24 protein-coding genes are annotated in these 24,085 nt (G+C 63.9%); 7 read left to right on the top strand and 17 right to left on the bottom strand.

Annotated elements, in window-relative coordinates:
• Positions 1-14 precede the first annotated feature (14 nt).
• The 4 genes from LSQ66_RS24175 to LSQ66_RS24160 form a co-directional block, all read right to left on the bottom strand.
• Positions 15-434 (bottom strand): gamma-butyrobetaine hydroxylase-like domain-containing protein, encoded by a 420-nt coding sequence (locus tag LSQ66_RS24175; protein ID WP_231767699.1) that lies wholly within the window; start codon positions 432-434, stop codon positions 15-17.
• Positions 435-863, bottom strand: a complete 429-nt coding sequence (locus LSQ66_RS24170) for an HIT family protein (protein WP_231767698.1) — start codon at positions 861-863, stop codon at positions 435-437.
• On the bottom strand, positions 860-4,873 hold the full coding sequence (locus tag LSQ66_RS24165; protein WP_231767697.1) for a DUF3683 domain-containing protein: 4,014 nt from the start codon (positions 4,871-4,873) through the stop codon (positions 860-862). Before LSQ66_RS24165 ends, LSQ66_RS24170 begins: the two co-directional genes overlap by 4 nt.
• Positions 4,874-4,995: 122 nt before the next feature.
• Complete coding sequence (locus LSQ66_RS24160; RefSeq protein WP_231767696.1) at positions 4,996-5,490, bottom strand: YqaA family protein; 495 nt, start codon at positions 5,488-5,490, stop codon at positions 4,996-4,998.
• A 66-nt stretch (positions 5,491-5,556) separates the two neighbouring features.
• On the opposite strand from LSQ66_RS24160, the gene ilvA reads away from it, so the two are divergent.
• The 5 genes from ilvA to rapZ all read left to right on the top strand — a co-directional run bounded on the left by ilvA (position 5,557) and on the right by rapZ (position 11,095).
• Positions 5,557-7,182: a threonine ammonia-lyase, biosynthetic gene (ilvA, locus tag LSQ66_RS24155; protein WP_407659548.1), complete on the top strand. Its 1,626-nt coding sequence runs from the start codon at positions 5,557-5,559 to the stop codon at positions 7,180-7,182.
• Positions 7,183-7,344: 162 nt separating this feature from the next.
• Complete coding sequence (queF, locus tag LSQ66_RS24150) at positions 7,345-8,175, top strand: NADPH-dependent 7-cyano-7-deazaguanine reductase QueF (RefSeq protein ID WP_231767694.1); 831 nt, start codon at positions 7,345-7,347, stop codon at positions 8,173-8,175.
• A 258-nt stretch (positions 8,176-8,433) separates the two neighbouring features.
• Complete coding sequence (locus LSQ66_RS24145) at positions 8,434-8,916, top strand: PTS sugar transporter subunit IIA (protein ID WP_231767693.1); 483 nt, start codon at positions 8,434-8,436, stop codon at positions 8,914-8,916.
• Positions 8,917-8,948: 32 nt separating this feature from the next.
• The gene (gene hprK / locus LSQ66_RS24140) at positions 8,949-9,884 is read left to right on the top strand and encodes an HPr(Ser) kinase/phosphatase (protein ID WP_231767692.1); all 936 of its coding nucleotides are present in this window, start codon (positions 8,949-8,951) and stop codon (positions 9,882-9,884) included.
• A 347-nt stretch (positions 9,885-10,231) separates the two neighbouring features.
• Entirely contained in the window at positions 10,232-11,095 is an 864-nt protein-coding gene (gene rapZ / locus LSQ66_RS24135) for an RNase adapter RapZ (protein ID WP_231767691.1), read from the top strand.
• Here rapZ and LSQ66_RS24130 read toward each other — a convergent pair.
• The 4 genes from LSQ66_RS24130 to LSQ66_RS24115 all read right to left on the bottom strand — a co-directional run bounded on the left by LSQ66_RS24130 (position 11,092) and on the right by LSQ66_RS24115 (position 13,921).
• Positions 11,092-11,466: a VOC family protein gene (locus tag LSQ66_RS24130; protein WP_231767690.1), complete on the bottom strand. Its 375-nt coding sequence runs from the start codon at positions 11,464-11,466 to the stop codon at positions 11,092-11,094. The two genes, rapZ and LSQ66_RS24130, sit on opposite strands and share 4 nt — an antisense overlap.
• A gap of 84 nt (positions 11,467-11,550) precedes the next feature.
• Positions 11,551-12,012, bottom strand: a complete 462-nt coding sequence (locus LSQ66_RS24125; protein ID WP_231767689.1) for an Lrp/AsnC family transcriptional regulator — start codon at positions 12,010-12,012, stop codon at positions 11,551-11,553.
• The gene (locus LSQ66_RS24120; RefSeq protein WP_231767688.1) at positions 12,009-13,094 is read right to left on the bottom strand and encodes an enoyl-CoA hydratase/isomerase family protein; all 1,086 of its coding nucleotides are present in this window, start codon (positions 13,092-13,094) and stop codon (positions 12,009-12,011) included. The genes LSQ66_RS24125 and LSQ66_RS24120 overlap by 4 nt, the downstream gene beginning before the upstream one ends.
• 50 nt (positions 13,095-13,144) lie before the next feature.
• A complete protein-coding gene (locus tag LSQ66_RS24115) occupies positions 13,145-13,921 on the bottom strand; it encodes an NAD(P)H-dependent oxidoreductase (protein WP_231767687.1) in 777 nt (258 codons plus the stop codon).
• Between the two features lie 85 nt (positions 13,922-14,006).
• On the opposite strand from LSQ66_RS24115, the gene LSQ66_RS24110 reads away from it, so the two are divergent.
• Positions 14,007-14,906 carry a LysR family transcriptional regulator gene (locus tag LSQ66_RS24110; RefSeq protein ID WP_231767686.1) on the top strand — a complete coding sequence of 300 codons (900 nt, stop codon included), beginning with the start codon at positions 14,007-14,009 and terminating at the stop codon, positions 14,904-14,906.
• A 51-nt stretch (positions 14,907-14,957) separates the two neighbouring features.
• Here LSQ66_RS24110 and hpf read toward each other — a convergent pair whose 3' ends face one another.
• Genes hpf through LSQ66_RS24075 form a run of 7 tightly spaced genes read right to left on the bottom strand, consistent with a single transcriptional unit; the run spans position 14,958 to position 20,357 of the window.
• Complete coding sequence (gene hpf, locus LSQ66_RS24105; RefSeq protein WP_231767685.1) at positions 14,958-15,317, bottom strand: ribosome hibernation-promoting factor, HPF/YfiA family; 360 nt, start codon at positions 15,315-15,317, stop codon at positions 14,958-14,960.
• A gap of 53 nt (positions 15,318-15,370) precedes the next feature.
• Positions 15,371-16,840 carry an RNA polymerase factor sigma-54 gene (locus tag LSQ66_RS24100; RefSeq protein WP_231767684.1) on the bottom strand — a complete coding sequence of 490 codons (1,470 nt, stop codon included), beginning with the start codon at positions 16,838-16,840 and terminating at the stop codon, positions 15,371-15,373.
• A 4-nt stretch (positions 16,841-16,844) separates the two neighbouring features.
• Positions 16,845-17,600: an LPS export ABC transporter ATP-binding protein gene (lptB, locus tag LSQ66_RS24095; RefSeq protein WP_231767683.1), complete on the bottom strand. Its 756-nt coding sequence runs from the start codon at positions 17,598-17,600 to the stop codon at positions 16,845-16,847.
• 2 nt (positions 17,601-17,602) lie between these two features.
• Positions 17,603-18,175 (bottom strand): lipopolysaccharide transport periplasmic protein LptA, encoded by a 573-nt coding sequence (gene lptA, locus LSQ66_RS24090; protein ID WP_231767682.1) that lies wholly within the window; start codon positions 18,173-18,175, stop codon positions 17,603-17,605.
• 18 nt (positions 18,176-18,193) lie between these two features.
• Positions 18,194-18,787 (bottom strand): LPS export ABC transporter periplasmic protein LptC, encoded by a 594-nt coding sequence (gene lptC, locus LSQ66_RS24085; RefSeq protein WP_231767681.1) that lies wholly within the window; start codon positions 18,785-18,787, stop codon positions 18,194-18,196.
• A gap of 8 nt (positions 18,788-18,795) precedes the next feature.
• Complete coding sequence (locus tag LSQ66_RS24080) at positions 18,796-19,335, bottom strand: KdsC family phosphatase (RefSeq protein ID WP_231767680.1); 540 nt, start codon at positions 19,333-19,335, stop codon at positions 18,796-18,798.
• Positions 19,335-20,357 (bottom strand): KpsF/GutQ family sugar-phosphate isomerase, encoded by a 1,023-nt coding sequence (locus LSQ66_RS24075; RefSeq protein WP_269449118.1) that lies wholly within the window; start codon positions 20,355-20,357, stop codon positions 19,335-19,337. Before LSQ66_RS24075 ends, LSQ66_RS24080 begins: the two co-directional genes overlap by 1 nt.
• 96 nt (positions 20,358-20,453) lie before the next feature.
• On the opposite strand from LSQ66_RS24075, the gene LSQ66_RS24070 reads away from it, so the two are divergent.
• Positions 20,454-22,433, top strand: a complete 1,980-nt coding sequence (locus LSQ66_RS24070; RefSeq protein WP_231767678.1) for a monovalent cation:proton antiporter family protein — start codon at positions 20,454-20,456, stop codon at positions 22,431-22,433.
• Between the two features lies 1 nt (position 22,434).
• Here LSQ66_RS24070 and LSQ66_RS24065 read toward each other — a convergent pair whose 3' ends face one another.
• Positions 22,435-22,866, bottom strand: a complete 432-nt coding sequence (locus LSQ66_RS24065) for a hypothetical protein (protein WP_231767677.1) — start codon at positions 22,864-22,866, stop codon at positions 22,435-22,437.
• Between the two features lie 78 nt (positions 22,867-22,944).
• Positions 22,945-24,078 carry a GGDEF domain-containing protein gene (locus LSQ66_RS24060; RefSeq protein ID WP_231767676.1) on the bottom strand — a complete coding sequence of 378 codons (1,134 nt, stop codon included), beginning with the start codon at positions 24,076-24,078 and terminating at the stop codon, positions 22,945-22,947.
• Positions 24,079-24,085: the final 7 nt, after the last annotated feature.

Genomic DNA, 24,085 nt, shown 5'->3' with positions numbered 1-24,085 from the left:
ACTGAAATTGTCGTTTAATGGTGGTGGCCGCAGGCGTGCGGCTTCTTCGCACCGCCCGGCAGCTCGGCGCCCGGCTCGCGGCCGCTGTCGCCTTCGAAGCCCGCCGCATGCAGGCGGTCCAGGTAGTTGGCCCAGTGCTGTTCCTGGCGCGCGCCCAGATCGTAGAGATAGTCCCAGGTGTAAAGGCCGGAGCTGTGGCCGTCCGTGAAGATGGGTTTCACGGCGTAGTTGCCCACGGGTTCCAGGTCGCTCATGCCGACATCGCGTTTGCCGACCTGCAGCACCTCCTGTCCGGGACCGTGGCCCTTCACCTCGGCCGATGGCGAGTACACGCGCAGCAGTTCGAACGGCAGGGAGAAGGTCTTGCCGTCGTCGAAGCTCACTTCGAGGTAGCGCGATTTGCTGTGGACAGTAAGGCCGGTTGGCGTAGGCATTCAGGACTCCAGCTGTTTGATGAGCGCCGCACGCAGCCGCGGCAGCATGGCGCTGCGCGCGGCCAGCGATTCGGGCGAGGCCTCGCGCTGCTTCGCGCCCCAGGTGGGGTTGGGGAAGTGCGCGTCGTCAGTGTAGCGCGGGATGACGTGCCAGTGCACGTGGGGTGTCATGTTGCCGAAGCTGGCCACGTTGACCTTGTGCGGCGCCATCGTGTCGCGAATGGCCTGCTCGACCTTCCACACCGCGTGCATCACGTGGTCGCGGTCCTGCGGCGCCAGGTCGGTCATTTCCTTCACGTGTTCGTTCCACACGACGCGGGTGAATCCGGGATAGCCCGGTTCGTCCACCAGCACCACGGCCAGCCTGTCGTCGCGCCACACCACTGCTTCGGTGGGCGCGGACAGCAGCTTGCACAGGTCGCAGCTCATACCAGCACGCGCTCGATGCCGCCGTCGTTGGCACGCTGCACGTACTCCGGCATCCAGTTCTCGCCCAGCAGGTGCCTGGCGATTTCGACCACGATGTAGTCGGCGGTGGTGCCGGAGTCTTCGTTGTAGCGCGACAGGCCCTGCAGGCAGGACGGGCAGCTGGTGAGGATCTTCACGTCGCCGCCGAAGCCGTCCGCGCGCAGCTTGCTGGAACCTTTCACCATTTCCTCTTCCTTGCGGAAGCGGACCTGGGTGGAGATGTCGGGACGGGCCAGGGCGAAGGAGCCCGATTCGCCGCAGCAGCGGTCGTTCTTCTCGATCTTCACGTTGTCCACGGTCTGGATCAGGGCATTGACGGTCTTCGCGCCTTCCTGCAGCTTCATCGGCGAGTGGCAGGGGTCGTGGTACATGTAGCGCGTGCCCGTCACGCCTTCCAGCTTCACGCCCTTCTCCAGCAGGTATTCATGGATGTCCATGATGCGGCAGCCGGGGAAGATCTTCTCGAACTCGTAGGTCGCCAGCTGGTCGTAGCAGGTGCCGCAGGACACCAGCACCGTCTTGATGTCCAGGTAGTTCAGCGTATTGGCCATGCGGTGGAAGAGGACGCGGTTATCCGTCATCATCTTCTCGGCCTTGTCGTAGTCGCCCGCGCCGCGCTGGGGATAGCCGCAGCACAGGTAGCCCGGCGGCAGCACGGTCTGCACGCCCACTTCCCACAGCATGGCCTGCGTGGCCAGGCCCACCTGGGAGAACAGGCGCTCGGAACCGCAGCCCGGGAAGTAGAACACCGCCTCAGTGTTGGCGTTGGTCTTCTTCGGGTCGCGGATGATCGGAATCATCTTGTTGTCTTCGATATCCAGCAGCGCGCGCGCGGATTTCTTCGGCAGGTTCCCCGGCATCTTCTTGTTGATGAAGTGGATCACCTGTTCGCGCACCGGCGGCTTGCCCGTCGTTGGCGGCGGCGCCTTGGTCTGCTTGCGCCCCACCTTCTTGAATACCTCGTTGCCAAGGCGCTGGGCCTTGTAGCCCCAACCGATCATGGTCTGGCGCGCCGCGTTGATGGTGCCCGGATCGGTCGCGTTCAGGAAGAACATCGTCGCCAATTTGGCCGGGTTGAAGCTGCGCTTGTCCATCTTGCGCAGCAGGTTGCGCATGTTCATGGACACGTCTCCGAAGTCGATATTGACCGGGCACGGGGACACGCACTTGTGGCACACGGTGCAGTGGTCGGCCACGTCCTCGAACTCTTCCCAGTGGCGGATGGAGATGCCGCGGCGGGTCTGCTCCTCGTACAGGAAGGCTTCGATCAGCGAGGAAGTCGCCAGGATCTTGTCGCGTGGCGAATACAGCAGGTTTGCGCGCGGCACGTGCGTGGTGCAAACGGGTTTGCATTTGCCGCAGCGCAGGCAGTCCTTCACGCTGTTGGCGATTTCGCCGATGTCGCTCTGCTGCATGATGAGCGACTCATGGCCCATCAGGCCGAAGGACGGCGTGTAGGCATTGCGCAGGTCGGCTTCCATGCCGGGCAGGTTGAGCAGCTTGCCCTTGTTGAAGCGCCCTTCCGGATCGACGCGCAGCTTGTAGTCGCGGAAGTCGCCGATCTCCTCCTCAGTGAGGAATTCCAGCTTGGTGATGCCGATGCCGTGCTCGCCCGAGATCACGCCGTTCAGCGAACGGGCCAGCTTCATGATGCGCGCTACGGCCTTGTGCGCGTCCTGCAGCATTTCGTAGTGGTCCGAATTCACGGGCAGGTTGGTGTGCACGTTGCCGTCGCCCGCGTGCATGTGCAGGGCCACGAACACGCGGCCGCGCAGGATCTGCTTGTGCAGGGCCGTGGCCTCGTCCAGGATCAGCTTGAAGGCCGCGCCGTTGAAGATCTGGCGCAGCGGCGCGCGCAGCTCCTGCTTCCAGCTGATGCGGATGGTGCGATCCTGCACCACGTCGAAAAGGGTCGCGCCGGGCTGGGTCTGCAGGCGCGCGTCGAACACCGTTCGCAGTTCGCCCAGGCCGTACGCATACAGCGCATCGCGCGCTTCGGCCAGCGGCTGGTCCAGGTGCTCCAGCAGGTAGGTCCAGCGGGCCTGCACTTCCTCGATGAGGGCAAGGGCCTGGGCCGGGCGGTCGCCCAGCATCTCGGCGTCGCCCACCTTGTCGTCGGTGGCGTCGTCGCTCTTGCCGACGGGGAGGTTTCCGGCCGCAATAAAGCCACGCAGGGCCTCGGCCAGCTGCAGCTTGTTCTTCACCGAGAGCTCGATGTTGATGCGCTCGATGCCGTCCGTGTACTCGCCCATGCGGTTCAGCGGAATCACCACGTCCTCGTTGATCTTGAAGGCGTTGGTGTGCTTGGCGATGGCGGCGGTGCGGGCGCGGTCCAGCCAGAACTTCTTGCGCGCTTCCGGGCTCACGGCCACGAAGCCTTCGCCCACGCGGGTGTTCGCCAGGCGCACCACTTCCGATGCGGCCAGCGCCACGGCGTTCTCGTCGTCGCCCACGATGTCGCCGAACAGCGCCATCTTCGGCAGCACGCCGCGCTTGGATTTGGTGGCGTAGCCCACGGCGCGCAGGTAGCGCTCGTCCAGGTGCTCCAGGCCCGCCAGGCGCAGGGTGGAGAACTGCTCGCCTTGCGCAGGGAGGCCATCGAGATAGTCCTTGATCTCCACGATCGATGGAATCGCGTCGCGCGCCTGGCCGAAGAATTCCAGGCAGACGGTGCGCGTGTGCTTGGGCATCTTGTGCAGGATCCAGCGCGCGGAGGTGATCAGGCCATCGCAGCCCTCCTTCTGGATACCGGGCAGGCCAGCGAGGAACTTGTCCGTCACGTCCTTGCCCAGGCCCTCCTTGCGGAAGCGGCGGCCTTCGATTTCAAGGATCTCGGTCTTGAACGGCGCGCCTTTCGCTTCGCCGCGCGCAGTGGGATGCGTCCACTCCAGCTTGAAGCGGGCCAGCGGCGTGTCGTGGATCTTCGAGAGGTTGTGGTCCAGGCGCGTGACTTCCAGCCAGTCGCCGTTCGGGTCGACCATGCGCCAGGAAGCCAGGTTGTCCAGCGCGGTGCCCCACAGCACGGCCTTCTTGCCGCCCGCGTTCATGGCGATATTCCCGCCGATGCAGGAAGCATGCGCCGAGGTCGGATCGACGGCGAACACGAAGCCCGCCTTCTCGGCCGCCTCGGAGACCTTGTTGGTGATGACGCCCGCTTCCGAGAAGATGGTGGCGTATTCGCGGTCCACGCCCGGCAGCACCTTCATTTCCACCGCGCCCAGGGTCAGCAGCTTTTCCGTGTTGATGACGGCGGACATGGGCGTGAGCGGAATGGCGCCGCCCGTGTAGCCGGTGCCGCCGCCGCGCGGAATGATGGTGAGGCCAAGCTCGATGCAGCCCTTCACCAGGCCCGCCATTTCCTCTTCGGTGTCCGGCGTGAGCACGACGAAGGGGTACTCAACGCGCCAGTCGGTGGCGTCGGTGACGTGCGTGATGCGCTTCATGCCGTCGAAGCAGATATTGTGCTTGTCCGTATAGCGGCCCAGCACCTTCACCGCGCGCTTGCGCAGGTCGTACGTCTGGCGGAATTCCTCGCCGAAGTCGGCAACCGCCTGGCGCGCCGCCTTGATCAGCTTTTCCACATTCTCGCGGCGCTTCACGGCGAAGGCGTCGTCGTCCGCCGCATCCACGGTGAGGCGGCGCTTGTCCACTTCCGTCAGGCGGTGCTGCAGCGCGTCGATCAGTTCCTGGCGGCGCTTCGGGTTATCCAGCAGGTCGTCCTGCAGATAGGGGTTGCGGCGCACCACCCAGATATCGCCCAGCACCTCGTACAGCATGCGCGCGGACCGGCCGGTCTGGCGCGCGCCGCGCAGCTCATCCAGCAGGGACCAGGACTCTTCACCCAGCAGACGGATCACGATCTCGCGGTCGGAGAACGAGGTGTAGTTGTAGGGGATTTCGCGCAAGCGCGTGGGAGCGTGGCCGTCTGGCGAATCGGCCAGGAGGGCCTGGATTTGGGCTGGGGCGTTCATTATACGAAAGACAATGGGTGACGCTTCGGGGGAACCATTCTATCGTATTGCGGCGCACCATGCGTCAAGGCCTTATGGCAAGCTTGGGTAACGTAAACGTCAAGCAACGAAATATTATTCGGCTAACCGCCCAAAAAGTGCGCCAAAGAACGCCAGAAGCCGTCCGGAACATACAGCAATAGCGCGGTCATGGTGAGATAACGCGCCATTTTGCCAATGGCCATGTAGACCACGGAAGGCCAGAACGGCAGCTTGAGCCAGCCTCCCAGCGTGCACAGCGGGTCGCCGATGGCCGGAACCCAGGACAGGAGCATGGTCTTGGCGCCGTAATGCGCCAGCCAGCCGAACCAGCGGCTCTGGCGCTCCTTGGCGAAGGCGGCCTTGGCGTAGTAGCCGATCCAGTAGTCGACCACCCCGCCCAGGGTGTTGCCGCAGGTGGCGACGGCGATGGCGGGCCAGAACAGGGCTTCGTTCGCCTTCACGACGGCAAACACGGCAGGTTCGGAGCCGAGGGGTACGAGGGTGGCGGAAACGAAACTGATGATGAACACCGAAGTCAGCCCCACTTCCGGCGCCGCCAGAACGCCCAGCAGCCAGCTGATGGCAGATTCGATCATTCAGTGATTATGCAGGTGGCTTGTGCCGTCCATTATAATGAAGCGATTCAAGCACATACCGCACGAATGAACAGTCCGTCGCCCGCAGACCCGCGGCGCCGGCGCACCTCCCCTCGGTTACCCGCCGTTGATAAGCAAGTCCCTCCGATTCACACAGCTTTGCAGACTATGACTATCGACTACCTGAAGAAGATCCTGACCGCACGCGTCTACGACGTGGCTTCCGAAACGCCGCTGGAACTGGCGCCGACCCTGTCGCAGCGCTTCCGGAACCGAATTTATTTCAAGCGCGAGGATATGCAGGACGTCTTTAGCTTCAAGCTGCGCGGCGCTTACAACAAGATGGCCCATCTGAGCGACGCGCAATTGAAGCGCGGCGTCATTTGCGCCTCCGCAGGCAACCATGCGCAGGGCGTGGCCTTGTCCGCGGCGCGGCTCGGCTGCCGCGCCGTGATCGTGATGCCCACCACCACGCCGACCGTGAAGATCGATGCGGTGAAGGCGCGCGGCGCCGAAGTGGTGCTGCACGGCGAATCCTATACGGACGCCTACAACCACGCCATTACCCTGGAACAGGAACAGAAGCTCACCTTCGTGCACCCATTCGACGACCCGGACGTGATCGCGGGCCAGGGCACGGTGGGCATGGAGATCCTGCGCCAGCATTCAGGCCCGATCCATGCCATTTTCGTACCCATCGGCGGCGGCGGCCTGATCGCCGGCATCGGCGCCTACGTGAAGCAGGTGCGCCCGGACATCAAGGTGATCGGCGTGCAGACCATGGATTCGGACGCCATGGCGCGCAGCCTGAAGGCGAGGGAACGCCTCACGCTGGCGGACGTGGGCCTGTTCGCGGACGGCACGGCCGTGCGCCTCGTAGGCCAGGAAACCTTCCGCCTCGCGCAGCAGTTCGTGGACGAAGTGATCGTGGTCGATACCGACGCGATCAGCGCCGCCATCAAGGACGTGTTCACCGACACCCGCTCCATCCTCGAACCCTCCGGCGCGCTGGCCGTGGCGGGCGCCAAGGCCTATGTGGAGCGCGCGGAGCTGAGCAAGGACCCGGTGCAGAACCAGACCCTTATCACCGTGTGCAGCGGCGCCAACATGAACTTCGACCGCCTGCGCTTCGTGGCCGAACGCGCGGAGCTGGGCGAAGCGCGCGAGGCCCTGTATGCGGTGACCATGCCCGAGCAGCGCGGCAGCTTCAAGCGCTTCTGCGAACTGGTGGGCCCGCGCAACGTGACGGAGTTCAACTACCGCATCAGCGACCGCGACCAGGCCCACGTCTTCGTCGGCATCCAGATCGCGGAGCGTTCGGAAACGGCCGCCGTGGCGCGCCGCTTCGAGGAGGACGGCTTCCAGACCCTGGACATGACGCACGACGAGCTGGCGAAGACCCACCTGCGGCACCTGGTAGGTGGCAAGAGCGCGCTGGCAAAGGACGAGCTGCTCTACCGCTTCGAATTCCCCGAACGCCCGGGCGCCCTGATGCGCTTCCTGAACAGCATGGCCCCCAACTGGAATATCTCGCTCTGCCACTACCGCTCGCAAGGCGGCGACGTGGGCCGCATCCTGATCGGCCTGCAGGTGCCGCCGGGCGAAATGGACGAATTCGCACAGTTCCTCGCCACGCTTGGCTACCGCTACTGGGACGAAACCCAGAATCCGGTGTATAAACTCTTCCTGTAGAAAATAGTGGAGGGGACAGACCCTGAACAGGGTCTGTCCCCGAAATCCCAGTCCGCCACCGAACACAGTCGGCCAACTGTGTTCGGTGATCGACTGAGGCACCGGGGACAGACCCCGTCCGGGGTCTGTCCCCTCTGTCCCCTGCATCACTGAACGCAAACCATGAACTCTCCCGACCAATCCCCCCTCGGCAAGACTTCCGCCTACCGCACGGACTACGCGCCCGAACTGCTCTTCCCCATTCCCCGCCAGACCAAGCGCGAGGAGCTGGGCCTGCAGGGCACCCTGCCCTTCTTCGGGGTGGACGTGTGGAATGCGTATGAGCTTTCCTGGCTGAACATGCGCGGCAAGCCGCAGGTGGCGGTCGCGCGGATCACCGTGCCGGCCGATTCGCCCAACATCATCGAATCGAAGTCCTTCAAGCTCTACCTGAATTCCTTCAACCAGACCCGCCTGGGCGGACCGGAAGCCCTGCGCACCCTGTTGCAGCAGGACCTCTCCGCCGCCGCAGGCAGCAACGTGCACGTGCAGCTGACCATGCAGGAAGATTTCGGCAAGCTGCAGATGGGCGAGCTGGAAGGCCTGCTGCTCGACCGCCTGGATATCGAGGTGGACAATTACGCACCCCAGCCGCAAGTGCTGCGCGCCAACTTCGAGGAGCTGCCGGTCGAGGAAACGCTCGTTTCCCACCTGCTCAAGTCGAACTGCCTGGTGACGGGCCAGCCGGACTGGGGCAGCGTGCAGATCAGCTACGCGGGCCCGCAGATCGACCAGGAAAGCCTGCTCAAATACCTGATCGGTTTCCGGGAACACAACGAGTTCCACGAGCAGTGCGTGGAGCGCATCTTCACGGACATCTTGCGCCAGTGCAAACCGCAGCACCTGACCGTTTATGCGCGATATACCCGACGGGGCGGCCTTGATATTAATCCCTGGCGTACCAACTTTAGTGGTGCGCAGCGCCCATCCAACCTGCGCAACGCGCGCCAGTAGTTTTTTTGCCCTGGATCAAGCCAAGCCCGGCAAAGCGCGCAAAAATCGGTGGAAAGGCGCTTGCGCTGGCGAAAAATTCGTATCGCAGGCGTTTTTTGTGTGGAAATAGCTGTTTCGGAAAAAAGGACAGTTCCTGGTGGTGCCACGCCGGTCCCGCGTGGCTTGGCGGCAAGCGAAAACGGATGCCAGCGGCCTCAAACAGGCCTATAATTCCGCACGCATGCCATCTTTGTGCGTCGCACCATTCCACGTCGCGTTATGAACAACCTGAGCAAAATTCTCTCGCTCGAAAACGTCCAGCTGGATCTGGAAGTCTCCAGCAAGAAGCGCGCTTTCGAGCAAGCCGGCCTGATTTTCGAGAATAACTGCGGTATCGCCCGCTCCACCGTTTCCGACAACCTGTTCGCGCGAGAGCGGCTTGGTTCCACCGGCCTGGGGCATGGTGTGGCCGTTCCGCACGGCCGCATCAAGGGTTCCAAGAGCCTGAAGTCGCCGCTGGCCGCCTTCGTGCGCCTGGCCGAGCCGATTCCCTTTGAATCGCCGGACGGCAAGCCCGTCAACCTGCTGTTCTTCCTCCTGATTCCGGACCATGTGACCCAGCAGCACCTGGAGATCCTGTCCGAGATTGCGGAGATGTTCTCGGACGACGCCTTCCGCGCGGCGCTCACCACCGACCCCGACCCCAAATCCGTGCACAGCCGCATCGTGAATTGGCAACCCAGCTTGCAGGCGGCGGGTTAAACTAAGGCGTCATTATTCCCTTAGGCAAACCCATGCTGCAAACCCCGCTGACGATACAACGCCTCTACGACGACAATCGCGAGACTTTGCAGCTGGGCTGGTTTGCCGGTTTCCCCGGCGGCGAGCGCCTCATCTCCGGGGACGTGGCCTCGGCCGCCGACCAGGTCGGCCACCTCAACACCATCCACCCCGGCCGCATCCAGGTCTTCGGCCATCAGGAAATCAACTACTACCAGCGCCTCAAATCGCTCACGCGCGCCCATGTGATCGGCGAGCTGATTGCGGGCGGACCGCCCGCCCTCATCATCGCCCAGGGCCTGGAAACGCCGCCGGACATTCTCGCCATTTGCGACGAGAAGAATATTCCCCTGTTCTCCACGCCGCTGCCCGCGGCCCAGGTGATCGACTTCCTGCGCGTCTACCTGTCCAAGAAGCTGGCCCAGCGCATCATCATGCATGGCGTGTTCATGGACGTGCTGGGCGTGGGCGTGCTCATTACGGGCGACTCGGGCCTCGGCAAGAGCGAGCTGGGCCTGGAACTGATCTCCCGGAGCCACGGCCTGGTGGCGGACGATGCCGTGGAGTTCTCGCGCATCGCGCCGAACATGATCGAAGGCCGCTGCCCGCCGCTGCTGCAGAACCTGCTCGAAGTGCGTGGTCTGGGCCTGCTGGACATCAAGGCCATCTTCGGCGAGACCGCCGTGCGCCGCAAGATGCGCCTCAAGCTGATCGTGCACCTCGTGCGCCGCTCGGCGCTGGAAGAGGAAGTGGAACGCCTGCCCTTCCAGTTCCCCACGGAAGACGTGCTGGGCCTGCCGATCCGCAAGGTCGTGATCCCCGTGGCGGCCGGCCGCAACATCGCGGTGCTGCTGGAAGCGGCCGTGCGCAACACCATCCTCCAGCTGCGCGGCATCGACACCCTGCAGGAATTCATGGAGCGGCAGCGTCAAGCCATGAGCGGAGATTGAGTGCTGCTAAGGAGTGCGCGCTTGCAAGCGCGCACCGTTCCGCAGGCGCGGAGCAGTGCTCCGCGAAACCCCTGCTACACCAGCGTCAAGCCATGAGCGGAGATTGAGTGCTGCTAAGGAGTGCGCGCTTGCAAGCGCGCACCGTTCCGCAGGCGCGGAGCAGTGCTCCGCGAAACCCCTGCTACACCAGCGTCAAGCCATGAGCGGAGATTGAGTGCTGCTAAGGAGTGCGCGCTTGCAAGCGCGCACCGTTCCGCAGGCGCGGAGCAGTGCTCCGCGAAACCCCTGCTACACCAGCGTCAAGCCATGAGCGGCGACTGAGCGGCGAATTACGGTATCATGCGCGCATGCGCATCGTTCTCATTACTGGCATTTCCGGCTCCGGCAAGTCCGTCGCACTGAACGTCCTCGAAGATACGGGCTTCTACTGCGTGGACAATCTGCCGCCCGCATTGCTGGCCAATCTTGTTTCCACCTTGTGCGAAGAAGGCACGCAGATGCTTGCCGTGGCGGTGGACGCGCGCAGCGCGGCTTCGCTGACCAGCCTGCCTGCCGATATCCAGAAGCTCAAGGAGCTGGGGCATGACGTCAAGGTCATGTTCCTGACCGCGAACACGCATTCCCTCGTCGCGCGCTTTTCCGAAACACGCCGCAGCCACCCGCTTTCGCATGAACTGCGTCCCGGCCAGAACCCGGCCGGGCGCCGCACCCTGATCGAGTGCATCCAGGAAGAGCGCGAACGCCTCTCGGCCATCGAGCAGCTTGGCCACGTGATCGATACTTCGGAACTGAGCGCGAACAAGCTGCGCGGATGGGTGAAGGACCTGGTGCAGAGCGAGAACGCGCCGCTGACGCTCTTCTTCGAGTCCTTTGCCTTCAAGCTGGGCGTGCCGCTGGACGCCGACTTCGTGTTCGACGTGCGCGCCATCCCGAATCCCTACTACGATCTGGACCTGCGCCCATTGACGGGACGGGACGCGCCCGTGATCGCCTTCCTCGACGCCCAGCCGACAGCGGAAGAGATGTTCCGCGATATCCGCGCCTTCATCGAGAAGTGGCTGCCTTCATTCAAGACCGATAACCGCAGCTACCTGACGGTGGCCATCGGCTGCACCGGCGGCCAGCACCGCTCGGTGTACATGGCCGAGCGCCTGGCGAAGTACTTCCACGCCAACGAGCGCGTCGTACTGCGCCACCGCGAACAGTCCTAATCGCGCCAGTGCACGACCTCGATCACGTGCTGGTCGGGGTCCGTGACCATCGTTCCGAAATACTGGTCATTGATGTCCGGCCGCAGGCCAGGCAGGCGCAGGGTTTTCGCACCGCGCGCGAGCGCTGCGTCGTGAAAGGCGCGCGTGGCATCCTCCGAGGGTGAAGAGAAAGCGACATGGGTGCGGTGGCCGTTCAGCGGGTCGCCGTTCTGCGCCGGATAAAGCGCGAACTGCCATTTGCCGTTGGCGCCGAAGATGGCCTGGCCCGCGTCCTGATGCTGCACCGTATAGCCGAGAGGCTCAAGGCAGGCTTTGTAGAAGTCCAGCGCGCGCTGCAGGTCGCTGGAACCGAGGGATACGTGGTCGATCATGATGCTCCTTTCAATGGAAGGAACATCTTAGTCACCGGCGGCGGTACGAAATCCCGAAATGGCCGGGCGCCGCGGGAAGATTTCTCACAGTGTCAGCTTGGTCTCGAACTTCGAACAGTTCATGGCGAACAGGCTCTTGACGTTGATGACGTTGTTATTGGAAGTGAAGACGCGGCGCGTGAACTCGTGATAGGCGTCCATCGAAGGCGCCGTCACGATCAGCATGAAGTCGAACTCTCCCGCCACCTCGTAGCAGGACATTACCAGCGGCTCCTCGCGCATGCGCGCCTCGAACTGCTTGAGGATGGCGCTGTTCTGGTGTTCCAGCTCCACCGATACGAAGACCGTCAGCGCCATGCCCGCCAGCACGCGGTCCACGAGGGACACGTCCTTCAGCAGCACGCCGCTGGCGCGCAGCTGGGCGATGCGGCGCTGGCAGGTGGCAACCGAGGAGTGCACCTTCTCCGCAATCTCGCGCAGCGGCGTGGCCGCATTCTCCTGCAGGATGTTCAGGATTTCGCGGTCGATGCGGTCCAGTTCCTTCATGCGAGATGGCGCAGGGGATGGGCGGCAGCCGGCCACACGGGCTCGAAGAAGCGCGACACCATGGCGTCGCTGACTTCGGCCAGCGAGGGCGGGTTCCACTTCGGCTGGTTGTCCTTGTCGATCACCAGCGCGCGCACGCCTTCGATCACTTCGCCGTGCTCGAAATTGCGGCGCACGAGGTTGCGCTCCATGCGCAGGCAGTCCGCCACGCTCATGGATGCGCCGCGCCTGAGCAGCTCCTGGGTCACGCACATCATGAGCGGCGAACGCAGTTCCATCATCTTCAGCGCCTTCTGCGCGAAGGGTGCGGCGTCGCTGCGCAGGGAGTCCATGATGGCGGCCACAGTGGAATGCGCGAAATGGCGGTCGATCAGTGCGCGCTGGGCTTCCAGCTCGCTGGCGCCCGCGCCTTCGCGCAAGGGCTGGCAGAAGGATGCGATGGCGGTGCGCAGCTCGCGGCCCGGCGTGGCGGCCAGCAGCGAGGACAGGGCGTCCAGTTCACGCTCCGGCACGAAGTGGTCGGCAAGATCGAGGTAGAGCGCGTCCGCGGCGCCGACCGTGGCGCCGGTCAGGCCGAGATACATGCCGAGTTTGCCCGGCGCGTGCGACAGGAAGTGGCTGCCGCCCACATCCGGGAAGAGACCGATATTCACTTCGGGCATGGCCATCTTCGTGCGGCTGGTCACGATGCGCACGCCGCAGTCCGGTCCTCCCTGGGCGATACCCATGCCGCCGCCCATCACCACGCCGTCCATCAGCGCGATGTAAGGCTTGGGGTAGAAATGGATCAGGTGGTTGAGGGCGTACTCCTCGGTGAAGAAGTCTTCCAGCAAGGCGCTGCCGCCGCGCGGCGTGGCCTGGCCCACTTCGTAGAAGAAGCGGATATCGCCGCCCGCGCACAGCGCCTTTTCGCTCGTGGAGCGGATGATGACGGCAGCGATATTTGTGTCATCGCGCCACTGCTGCAACGCAGCAGTGATGGCCCTGACCATGTCCAGCGACAGGGAATTCAGGGCCTTGGGGCGGTCCAGCGTAATGATGCCCGCGCCGTTCGTTACATGAGTCTGGACGAATTCGCTCATCGCCTAATGCCGAATAGTTAAGATCGCCCATTGTAACGTTGCTGCGGCGACTATGCGACGTGGACGGCGAAGCCTGCGGCGCCTGGCGCGAGGTCGGGGTGCAGCTCCAGGGAGGGGATGAGGTAGTCGCCGAAGTTCTGCTTGCGGAAGGGAATGGGCGGCGTATCTGCGAGCGTATCGAGCCGTTGGCCCAGCTGTTCGCAGATGGCGGCAAAGCGTTCCTCGCCCATGCGTTCCACGCGGTATTGCACGAAGGGCGGCAGCACGTCGAAGCCCGGGTAGTGGAGCATGCCATGGTGGATGGGGAAGAGGATGTCTTCGATGGGGCCATTGATGCCGCGCGGTCCGTAATGGGATTCCCAGCCGCCGGTGGTCACGATCAGCATGGCGCGCTTGCCCGCAAAGCTGCCCTCGCCGTAGCGGTCGCCCCAGTGGCGGTCGGAATGCTCCCCCACGCCGTAGGCCAGTCCATAGGCGTACACGCGCTCGAACCAGCCTTTCATGATGGCGGGCATGGAGAACCACCACAGCGGAAACTGGAAGAGCACCACGTCCGCCGCGAGCAGCTTCGCCTGTTCGGCGGCGATGTCTGCGCTTTGCAGGCCGTTTTCGAAGGCATGCTTCGAGGCGGTGGTGGGCTTGAACGGCTGGCCGGGCTCGTGGGCCAGCGTGTCGGCCGCGTCCAGCCGGGCTTTCCATTCCATGGCATACAGGTCGGACACCACCACGGTATGGCCCGCGGCCTGAAGGCGGCCGACGGTGAAGTCGCGAAGCGCGGCGTTGAGCGAAGTTGGTTCGGGATGAGCGTAGATGAGCAGGATATTCATGGCTGAGCTTTCACAATAAGGAGAAGGCAGCTTACGAATTTCTCAGGTATAGTGGAAATGAATTAATAGAATTCCAGGTATTACTGTGATTAATCTGCGCGGCATCGATCTGAACCTGCTTGTGACACTGGACGTGCTGCTGAGCGAGCACAACGTGACGAGGGCGGCGCAGCGCCTGCACCTGTCCCAGCCCTCCGTGAGCGTGCACCTCGCCAAGCTGCGCGACATTTTCGGCGACCCGCTGCTCCTGCCCGGTCCGCGCGGCATGCAGCCCACGGCGCGCGCGGAGGAGCTGCGCGAGCCGCTGCGCCTGGCCCTGCAGGGGCTGGAGCAGGCCCTGGGCCCGGCCGGAGACTTCGCCCCCGCCGAAGCGGCCAATACCTGGCGCGTGGCGGCGGCGGACTATGGCGAATCGGCGGTTCTGCTGCCCGCCCTGCCCCGCCTGAGGCAGCAGGCGCCCGGCACGCGGCTGGCGGTCCTTCCCGTGGTGACCAGCCGCATCGCCAGGCAGGCGGAACAGGGCGACATCGACCTGGCCCTGCACACGAGCGAGGAGGCGCCGCCCGGACTGCGCAGGAGGGCCCTGTTCACGGAGCGCTATGTGCTGGTGGCGCGCAAGGGGCATCCGAAACTGAAGAAGGCGCCGACGCTGGCGCAGTTCTGCGCGCTGGAACACGCCATCGTGTCCCCCGGCGGCGGCAGTTTCTCGGGCGTGAGCGACGAGGCGCTGGCGGCGGCTGGCGCCACGCGCCGCGTGGTGCTGTCGGTGCCGCATTTTCTCTTCCTGCGTTCGGTGCTTGCCTCCACCGACCTGGTGGCGATGCTGCCCTCGCGCCTGCTGCGCGACGCGCCGGAACTGCAGCAGCTGGAGGCGCCAGTGCCGATTCGCGGCTACGAAATGGCCATGCTGTGGCACGAGCGCGTGCACCGCGACCCGGCGCACAAGTGGCTGCGCGAAACGATTGCTGCGGCAGTGGCGGAATGAAGGGGCACAAAAAAGGGCGCCTGTGCGCCCTTGTTTGGTGATGCCGCTGTTTTATGCGGCGCTGGCCGGAGATTCCAAGGTCTCGGCGCGATGCTTTATCGCATCATGGTTGTGGTTCTGGACTTTGTCTTTGTATTTCATGACCTGCCGGTCCAGTTTGTCGATCAGGGTGTCGATCGCGGCATACAGGTCTTGCGCCAAACTCTCCACATACACGGTCTTGCCCGACATGCGCAGGTTGATTTCGGCTTTCTGGCGTTTTTCTTTCTCGGTGAGGTTATCTACACTCAGGATGACAGCAATGTCGATCACTTGATCGAAATGGCGTCTCACGCGCTCCAGCTTGTTTTGGACGTATTCGCGAATCGCGGGGGTCACTTCGAGATGATGTCCACTGATGGTGAGATTCATACACACTCCTAAAAGATGATGTCGCTCTACAAGGCTCACGGGGAGCCCATGCACTACAAGGACTTGCGGAGGCTGACGGGAGGGATCTTCAAGGCTTCGCGATACTTGGCAACAGTACGTCGCGCAATCACCATGCCCTGTTCTCCTAGCATGTCCGCAATCTTACTGTCGGATAAGGGATTTTTCGGGTCTTCTGCTCCTGTGAATTGCACAATCAGCGCACGGATCGCGGTCGAGGAAGCTTCACCCCCAGCTTCAGTCGCGACGTGGCTACCAAAGAAATATTTCAACTCAAACATCCCATGTGGGGTGAGCATGTATTTCTGAGTTGTTACGCGAGAAATAGTACTCTCGTGTAAACCCAGTGTATCAGCAATTTCGCGCAACACAAGGGGTCTCATGGCGACGGCGCCGTGCGAGAAAAAGTTCTTCTGCCGCTCCACGATTGCTTGTGCAACGCGCAAAATTGTGTCAAACCGCTGGCGCATGTTCTTGATGAGCCACTTGGCCTCCTGCAGCTGCGCATTCATCTGCGTTTCGCCCTTGCCCTGCTTGAGCAAACTGGCATACAGCGCATTGACGCGCAGGCGCGGCATCACGTCGTTGTTCAGCGTGACGACCCAGCCGTTGCGGCCCTTCTTCACGATCACGTCCGGCACGACATAGTCTGACGCATCCTGCGCGAAGGCGGCGCCCGGATGCGGGTTGCAGCGGCGGATCACGGCCTGGGCTTCGCGCAGATCTTCCTCGTCGCAATCGAGCGCTTTCTTCAGCTTGTTGAAGTCGCGCTGGGCGAACCAGGTGAGGTGTTTTTCCACGATGCACAAGGCCATGCGGCGCGTGACCAGTGGAATGTGCGGCATGCGCCTGATCTGGATGGCGAGGCATTCGGACGCGTTGCGCGCGCCCACGCCCACGGGGTCGAAGCTTTGCAGCAGCGTGAGCGCCGTCTGCAGCTCCTCCAGCTCCACATCCGCCTCTTCCGGAATGCGCGCGTGGATTTCCTCGAGGCTTTCTTCAAGATAGCCGTTGTCGTCCAGCGCATCGATGATGAGTTCCATCAGCGCCCGGTCGCGCGGCTCCTGCACGGTGACGCGCATCTGCTCCAGCAGATGGTCGCGCAGGCTGTGGTGGCTCGCTTCCAGCTGCGGGCGCGCGTCCTCGTCGTCCGGGGCCTTGCCGCTGCCCGAACCCGACCAGTCGCTGTCGCCCTCGGCCACGCTGTCGCCTTCGTAGGGTTCGGCTTCCGCAGGCGCGGCCTCGGCCTGCGGCCCGTTCTCGCCGGGCGGTCCTTCGGCTGGCGTGGCCGCCGGCGCGCTCTGGCCGATGGCGCCGTCGGCGAGAAGGCGCACGCTGCGGTCCAGCGGGTCGTCCAGACGTTCGAGCAGGGGGTTTTCGGTTAGCAGCTGCTCCAGCTCCTGATGCAGCTCAAGCGTGGACAATTGCAGCAGCCGGATGGACTGCTGCAATTGCGGCGTCAACGCAAGATGCTGCGACGTTCGCAGTTGCAGGGATTGTTTCATGGCCTTACATGCGGAAATGCTCGCCGAGATAGACTCGGCGTACGGATTCGTCGGCGATGATGTCATCGGGGCGGCCGGAAGCCAGCACGCTGCCCTGGTTAATGATATAGGCGCGATCGCAGATGCCAAGCGTTTCGCGCACATTGTGGTCGGTAATCAGTACGCCAATGCCGCGCTCCTTGAGGAAGCGCACAATCCGTTGAATCTCTATGACCGCAATCGGGTCCACGCCAGCGAAAGGCTCGTCCAGCAGCACGAAACGCGGATTGGTGGCGAGGGCGCGCGCAATTTCCACGCGGCGGCGCTCGCCGCCTGACAGCGACAGGGCCGGATTCTCGCGCAGCTTCTCGATCTGCAGGTCCGCCAGCAGCGTGTCCAGGCGCTCGTCGATCTGCGCCTTGGTCAGGGCCTTGCCGTCCACCTTCTGGATCTCCAGCACGGCGCGGATATTCTCTTCCACCGTGAGCTTGCGGAACACGGAAGCTTCCTGCGGGAGATAGGAAAGCCCCATGGTGGCGCGCTGGTGGATGGCCAGGTTGGAGATGTCCGTGCCGCTGATGTCGATGGTGCCCGCGTCCGAAGGCACGAGGCCCACGATCATGTAGAAGGAGGTGGTCTTGCCCGCGCCGTTCGGTCCCAGCAGGCCTACCACTTCCCCGCATTCCACCTGCAGCGACACGTCATGCACCACCTGGCGCTTGCCGTAGCTCTTCTGCAATCCGCGAACGATGAGGGTACTGCCGCAGCTTTGTCCTTGCATGCTTATTTCCCCGGCGCCGGTGCAGGAGCGGTAGCCGCCCTGGAGTTCGGCTGGATCACCATCCTCACGCGGCCGCTGCCAGGCTTGCTCTGGCCGGAGGAGCTGTTCTCCACGGTGAAGAATTCCTTGCGGCTGTCGTAGGAGATGAAGGGGCCTTCCACGTCCTCGGTGGGCTTCACGCCTTCCAGGCGGCGCACCTTGGCCTTGGAGATGAGGCGCACGATTTCCGCCTTGTTGTCGTACTCGATGCGTTCGGCCTCGCCTTCGATCCACAGGTCGCCGCCATCGCGCTTCTGGCGGAAGGTGGCCAGCGCGCCGGGCGCGCCCCAGAAGGTCACGTACTGGTAGCCTTGCGGATCGGTGGTCACCAGGGCGCGGCCTGCCTTCATGATCAGGGTGCCGCGGGTGAGCACCACGTCGCCGATCAGGGTGCGGGTCTGCTTCACTTCGTCCGAAGTGCCCTGGTTCGCTTCGATCTGCGTGGGCTTGCTGGAGTCGGCTTTCTCGGCCGACGCAGGCAAGGCCGCAGCCAGCAGGGCTGCCGCGGCGAGGATTGGTTTGATCAGGTATTTCATCTTTGCTCCAATAGGCTTTTAGCGCGGGTGCGGCGGATAGGTGATCCGCAAGCGCTGCTTGACTTCGACCTGGCTGGTGGCGTTGTTGACCGCCATGCCAATGCCGCTCATGGTGGCGGCGCCCGAAGTGATGCTGACCGGCTTGTCGGTCTGCATGCGGTCCTCGTCAGGATAAATGGTGAGCTCCGGCGTGCGCAGGCGGAATTCCTGGGCCGTGGCGGAGGCCGCGCGGTCGATCCGTACGTCGCCCGACAGCACCACGCGGCTGTTGTCGTCGTCGATGCGGGCGCGCGCCGCGTGAATATCCATCGGCGCGTTCTCGCCGGACAGGCTGCGCACGACGGGCTTGTCGATCTCCGAAGAATCGTCCACCGGGCGGTGCGTGAGCTTGTCGCCCGAGATGATGTAGCTCGGCTTGCCGTCCTTCGTCATGCGCACAAGGCTGAAGCGCTCGATGATATGGTCCGGCTCATTGAGGCGGCGGTCCGCCTGCAGTTCCGCGCCGCTGCGGTTCATCAGCTCCAGCAGCCAGAAGCTGCCGATGGCGCAGAACAGCGCCAGCATCATGCCGATGGAAACCTTGAAACGGTGGGCAGTCCTCTGGTTGCGCATTGTGTTCCTCAGACCATGAACTGGTTCAGGATTCTGTCATAGCTGTTCTGCGCACGCATCACGAACTCGCAGACCTCGCGCACCGCGCCGCGGCCGCCGAAGGCTTCCGTGATGTGGTGCACGCGGCTGTGCACTTCCGGGCGGCCGTTGGGCACGGACACGGCAAAGCCCACGCGGCTCAGGATGGGCAGGTCCACCACGTCGTCGCCGATGAAGCCCACCTGCTCCGGCTCGAGGCCCAGCTGCTGCAGCATGGCCTTGAAGGGGGTGAGCTTGTCGTGGCCGCCCTGATGCACGAGTTCGATGCCGAGGTCGCGCGCACGCGCCGTCACCTGCGGCGAGCGGCGCGCGCTGATGATGGCCGTCTGCACGCCCGATTCCTGCAGCAGCTTGATGCCCAGGCCGTCCTGCACGTTGAAGGTCTTCATCGACTCGCCTTCGGCGCCGTAGTGCAGGCTGCCGTCGGTGAGCACGCCGTCCACGTCGAAGATCATCAGCCGCACCTTGGCGGCGCGGGCCACATTGTCCAGATTGAAGGCAGCGCTCATCAGATCACCTTGGCGCGCGTCAGGTCATGGATATGCAGGGCGCCTACCAGCTTGCCTTCGGCATCCACCACCAGCATCTGGTTGATGCGGTGCTGCTCCATGACAGCCACCGCGTCCACGGCCAGCTTGTCCGGCCCGATGCTGCGCGGGTTGGCGTGCATGACGTCGCGCATCACCACTTTGCTGAAGTCCTGCACCTTGTCGATCATGCGGCGCAGGTCGCCGTCCGTGAACACGCCCAGGGGGCGGCGTTCGGCGTCCACGATGGCCGTCATGCCCATGCCCTTCTGGGTGATTTCCATGAGCGCGTCCGGCAGCGTGGTCTCGGGGCTCACGGCAGGCACGGCGTCGCCGCTGCGCATCACGTCGCGCACGTGCGTCAGCAGGCGGCGGCCCAAGGCGCCGCCCGGATGGGAGCGCGCAAAGTCTTCTTCCTTGAAGCCGCGCAGGTCCAGCAGCGCGACGGCGATGGCGTCGCCCAGCGCCAGCGTGACAGTGGTGCTGGCCGTGGGCGCCAGGTTCATGGGGCAGGCCTCCTTGGCCACGGCCACGTTCAGGTGCACGTCCGCCAGGCGGGCGAGGCTGGAATCGTCCTTGCCGGTCATGGAGATCACGAGGCCGCCCATGCGTTTGACCACGGGCAGGATGGCCATGAGCTCCGAGCTCTCGCCCGAATAGGAGATGGCGATGAAGGCGTCTTCCGGGGTCACCATGCCCAGGTCGCCATGCGCGGCTTCGGCGGGATGCACGAAGAGGGCCGGCGTGCCGGTGGAAGCCAGCGTGGCGGCGATCTTGCGGCCGATGTGGCCGGACTTGCCAATGCCGGAGACGACGACACGTCCTTTGCAATTCAGCAACAACGACACCGCCTTGCCGACGCTTTCGTCCGTCGCCAGCCGCGCATGCAGCTCATTCAGGGCGTCGGCCTCGATCTGCAGGGCCTCGCGGGCGAGCGCCAGGGCGCGTGTTGCGGTACTGGCATCAAAATCTTTCAGCATTGTTTTTTCATGGGTTACACTCATGCCGAAAGTATAGCCGAATTGGTAAAGCAAAAAACTTGCCAGATGTCATAAACAACGTAAAACCAATCGACTGACGACCGGGATAGATCCAGATCAATGTTCTCCCCTCTTGAACTGACCCTTCTTTTGCTGGGCAGTGCGGTTCTGGGCGTGGTGGCCTTCCGCATGCTCCATTTGCCTCCCATGCTGGGCTACCTGGCCGTCGGCATCCTGATCGGCCCGCACGCCCTGGGCCTGGCCGAAGAGAGCCATGCCACCCATATCCTGGCCGAATTCGGCGTCGTCTTCCTGATGTTCTCGATCGGCCTGGAATTCTCCCTGCCCAAGCTCATGGCCATGCGCAGCATCGTGTTCGGGCTGGGCATGGCCCAGGTGGGACTCACCATCGCCGCCACCATGGTCTTCGGCTGGTTCATCGCCAGGTCGCTGCCGCCCTCCATCCATTTGAGCTGGCAGGCTTCCTTTGCCCTGGGCGGCGCGCTCGCCATGTCGTCCACGGCCATTGTGGTGAAGATGCTCACCGAGCGGCTGGAGCTGGAAAGCGAGCATGGGCGCAAGATCATCGGCATCCTGCTGTTCCAGGATCTGGCGGTGGTGCCCCTGCTGATCCTGATCCCCGCCCTGGCCCGCAATCCGGACAACCTGGTGGAAACCCTGGGCTGGGCCGCCGCCAAGGCCGTGATCGTGCTGGTGCTGCTGCTCTTCATCGGCCAGAAGCTGATGCGCAGCTGGTTCACCATCGTCGTCAAGCGCCGCTCGCAGGAACTCTTCATGCTCAACCTGCTGCTTGTGACCCTGGGCGCGGCCTGGATTACGGAGCGCGCAGGCCTCTCGCTGGCCCTGGGCGCCTTCGTCGCGGGCATGCTGATCTCGGAAACGGAATACAAGCACCAGGTGGAAGAGGACATCAAGCCCTTCCGCGACGTGCTGCTGGGGCTCTTCTTCATCACCGTGGGCATGCTGCTCAATGTGCAGGTGGTGATCCAGAACTGGTGGCTGGTGCTGGTGCTGCTGGCGGGCCCGGTGCTCATGAAGTTCGCCCTCATCGCAGGGCTGGCGAAGCTGTTCGGCTCATCGGACGGCACGGCCATGCGCACCGGCCTGGCGCTGGCGCAGGCGGGCGAATTCGGCTTCGTGCTGCTGAACGTGGTGGGCGGCATGGAGCTGGTGGATCCCTTTGTGATCCAGGTGGTGCTGGCCTCCATGGTGCTGTCCATGCTTCTGGCGCCCTTCCTCATCGAACAGTCGGACAAACTGGTGCTCAAGTTCTCCAGCAACGAGTGGATGATGCAGTCGCTGACGCTCACGAAGATCGCGGCGCGCACCATGTCCACCCAGAAGCACGTGATCGTGGCGGGCTTCGGGCGCAGCGGCCAGAACCTGGCGCGCCTGCTGCAGGAAGAGCATATCGAATACCACGCGCTGGACCTCGACCCCACACGCGTGCAGGAAGCGCAGGCCGCCGGCGCGAATGTGTCGTATGGCGATGCGGCGCGGCGCGAGAGCCTGATCGCAGCGGGCATCTACCGCGCCAGCGCGGTCGTGATCACCTATGCCAGCACGCCGTCGGCGCTCAAGGTGCTGCACCTGGTGCATGAGCTGGCGCCCACGCTGCCGGTGATCGTGCGCAGCCACGACGATTCGGACCTGGACCGCCTGAAGGAAGCGGGAGCCGCCGAAGTGGTGCCGGAACTGATGGAGGGCAGCCTGATGCTGGCTTCCCACGCGCTGGTGATGCTGGGCGTGCCGCTGCGGCGCGTGGTGCACCGCGTGCAGGCGGCGCGCGAAGAGCGCTACGCATCGCTGCGCGGCTTCTTCCACGGGGCCAGCGACACTGGCGACGAGGCGGAGCTGATCCGCCTGCACTCGGTGACCTTGGGCGGCGGCGCCTGGTGCGTGGGCCGCGCCCTGAGCGAAGTGGATATCGAAGGAGCGGGAGCGGAGGTCACCACCATCCGGCGCGGCAAGATGCGCCTGCCCGTCGAGCCGTCCACGGTGCTGGAGTCGGGCGACGTGGTGGTGCTGCGCGGCAGCGCGGCGGCTGTCGCGCGTGCCGAGAACGCGCTGCTGGCCTGACTTAGTTTTTCGCCAGGTTCATGGAGCGTACCAGCGCGATGTTGGCCTGCTGCTCCTTGGTGTAGCCCGCCAGGGTCTGGGCGGCCTTTTTCTTGTCCATGGACGGCTCGAAGGCCACGAAGAAGCCCGCGTGCATCATCGCGAAAGTGGCCGAAGCGAATTCGCGGGTGCTGATGCCGTGCTTGGCCAGCATGGCCTTGGCCCGCTTGTCCTTTTCCAGGACGCGCACCAGGTCTTCCACCGTTTCGGGGTCGGCCGAATCCTCGTCGTCCTTTTCCGCCTTCATCCGCTTCGACTCGGCTTCCATCGCCACCAGCTTGTTCACCAGCGTGCGTGTCAGGAGGAAGTGGGAGGCGTCGTCCGCTGCGCGGGCGGGAGCCGCGGCAAGGCTCATGGCGAGCAGGGATGCGGCGAGGATATGGTGCAGTTTCATGGGTCGTCCTTCGAATAATCGGTGCAGGCGATTATCCGAAAGGCGGCTGCAAAAAACTTCAGTAGATTTGTAACGCGCTTAGTCGGGAATGTAACGGACAACGCGGTTGCGGCCGCCCTCTTTCGCCTGGTAGAGCGCCTCGTCGGCGTGGGCGATCAGCTCCAGGGCCGTCTGCTCGGGCGGGCCGTCCTCGGTGCAGGCCAGGCTGGCTACGCCCAGCGAGGCGGTGATGGAGACCTTCAGGCCATGCGAGAGTTCGATCAGGCTGGCCTCGATGCCCGCGCGGATACGCTCGGCCACGAACATGGCGCTGTCCAGATCCGCATCGATCAGCAGCACCACGAACTCCTCGCCGCCGAAACGGGCCAGCGCGTCGGATAACCGCAGCTCGGCCTTGATGCGGTTGGCCACTTCGCGCAGCACCTCATCCCCGCCCTGGTGGCCCACCGTATCGTTGACCCGCTTGAAGTGGTCGATGTCGATGTACATGAAGGAGATGGGGTAGTTCTGGCGGCGTGCGCGCGCAATCTCTTCCAGCAGGCGGCGGTCGATGTAGCGGCGGTTGTAGACGCCGGTGAGCGAATCCGTCAGGCCGATGTACTTCAGCATCTCGTTGCTGATCACGTTCTCCAGGCAGATGGCGATGATCGACGCCATGTGCTCGATGAAGTCCGTGCCCAGGCTGGGCGAGAAGCGCGAAGGATCGCGGCTGCCCAGGTTCAGGCTTCCGATAATGCGCTTGTTGCGCAGCAGGGGCACGAGGGCCACGCTTTGCAGGCGCTGGGAGGGATCGGGGAACTGGCCCGCGTGCAGCGAGGGGCTGAACATGCCCAGCAGGGGCTTGGGCGGGGCGGCGCCCGCGTTGCGGCTGCCAAGATCGAACCCGAGCTGCTCGACGTCGTTCACGAAGATCAGGCCGGGGAATTCGCTGAAATCCACGCCCAGCTTCTGCATGACGAAGTGGATGTCGGAGTCCTCGTCGATCAGCGACAGCGTGACGCTGTCCAGCTCCGAAATCACGGGCAGTACGCGGAAGATGGTGCCGATCAGTTCAGGGAAGCTGGAAGCGCCCACGATATCCAGGTCGAAGGCCTGGTGCTTCATCATGATGGCGTGGTTGCGCTCCGCCTGTTCGAGCATATAGGCCATGCGCGCGCGGAGCGCCTGGTTTTCCGCCACCAGCTCGGTGTGCGTGGATTCCTTCTGCGTCATAGCCACC

The sequence above is a fragment of the Massilia endophytica genome (assembly GCF_021165955.1).
Taxonomy (GTDB): Bacteria; Pseudomonadota; Gammaproteobacteria; order Burkholderiales; family Burkholderiaceae_D; genus Rugamonas; species Rugamonas endophytica.
This window is presented reverse-complemented; position numbering and strand designations above follow the sequence as displayed.

Coding starts and splice junctions, on each gene's coding strand:
- LSQ66_RS24080 (WP_231767680.1), bottom strand. CDS start 19,335: ATGAGCGCTGCCTTCAATCTGGACAATGTGGCCCGCGCCGCCAAGGTG.
- LSQ66_RS24175 (WP_231767699.1), bottom strand. CDS start 434: ATGCCTACGCCAACCGGCCTTACTGTCCACAGCAAATCGCGCTACCTC.
- LSQ66_RS24170 (WP_231767698.1), bottom strand. CDS start 863: ATGAGCTGCGACCTGTGCAAGCTGCTGTCCGCGCCCACCGAAGCAGTG.
- hprK (WP_231767692.1), top strand. CDS start 8,949: ATGCTGCAAACCCCGCTGACGATACAACGCCTCTACGACGACAATCGC.
- LSQ66_RS24120 (WP_231767688.1), bottom strand. CDS start 13,094: ATGAGCGAATTCGTCCAGACTCATGTAACGAACGGCGCGGGCATCATT.
- LSQ66_RS24060 (WP_231767676.1), bottom strand. CDS start 24,078: ATGACGCAGAAGGAATCCACGCACACCGAGCTGGTGGCGGAAAACCAG.
- LSQ66_RS24070 (WP_231767678.1), top strand. CDS start 20,454: ATGTTCTCCCCTCTTGAACTGACCCTTCTTTTGCTGGGCAGTGCGGTT.
- LSQ66_RS24125 (WP_231767689.1), bottom strand. CDS start 12,012: ATGAAGGAACTGGACCGCATCGACCGCGAAATCCTGAACATCCTGCAG.
- LSQ66_RS24165 (WP_231767697.1), bottom strand. CDS start 4,873: ATGAACGCCCCAGCCCAAATCCAGGCCCTCCTGGCCGATTCGCCAGAC.
- lptB (WP_231767683.1), bottom strand. CDS start 17,600: ATGCAAGGACAAAGCTGCGGCAGTACCCTCATCGTTCGCGGATTGCAG.
- rapZ (WP_231767691.1), top strand. CDS start 10,232: ATGCGCATCGTTCTCATTACTGGCATTTCCGGCTCCGGCAAGTCCGTC.
- hpf (WP_231767685.1), bottom strand. CDS start 15,317: ATGAATCTCACCATCAGTGGACATCATCTCGAAGTGACCCCCGCGATT.
- LSQ66_RS24075 (WP_269449118.1), bottom strand. CDS start 20,357: ATGAGTGTAACCCATGAAAAAACAATGCTGAAAGATTTTGATGCCAGT.
- LSQ66_RS24115 (WP_231767687.1), bottom strand. CDS start 13,921: ATGAATATCCTGCTCATCTACGCTCATCCCGAACCAACTTCGCTCAAC.
- LSQ66_RS24065 (WP_231767677.1), bottom strand. CDS start 22,866: ATGAAACTGCACCATATCCTCGCCGCATCCCTGCTCGCCATGAGCCTT.
- LSQ66_RS24100 (WP_231767684.1), bottom strand. CDS start 16,840: ATGAAACAATCCCTGCAACTGCGAACGTCGCAGCATCTTGCGTTGACG.
- LSQ66_RS24130 (WP_231767690.1), bottom strand. CDS start 11,466: ATGATCGACCACGTATCCCTCGGTTCCAGCGACCTGCAGCGCGCGCTG.
- lptC (WP_231767681.1), bottom strand. CDS start 18,787: ATGCGCAACCAGAGGACTGCCCACCGTTTCAAGGTTTCCATCGGCATG.
- ilvA (WP_407659548.1), top strand. CDS start 5,557: ATGAACAGTCCGTCGCCCGCAGACCCGCGGCGCCGGCGCACCTCCCCT.
- LSQ66_RS24145 (WP_231767693.1), top strand. CDS start 8,434: ATGAACAACCTGAGCAAAATTCTCTCGCTCGAAAACGTCCAGCTGGAT.
- LSQ66_RS24160 (WP_231767696.1), bottom strand. CDS start 5,490: ATGATCGAATCTGCCATCAGCTGGCTGCTGGGCGTTCTGGCGGCGCCG.
- queF (WP_231767694.1), top strand. CDS start 7,345: ATGAACTCTCCCGACCAATCCCCCCTCGGCAAGACTTCCGCCTACCGC.
- lptA (WP_231767682.1), bottom strand. CDS start 18,175: ATGAAATACCTGATCAAACCAATCCTCGCCGCGGCAGCCCTGCTGGCT.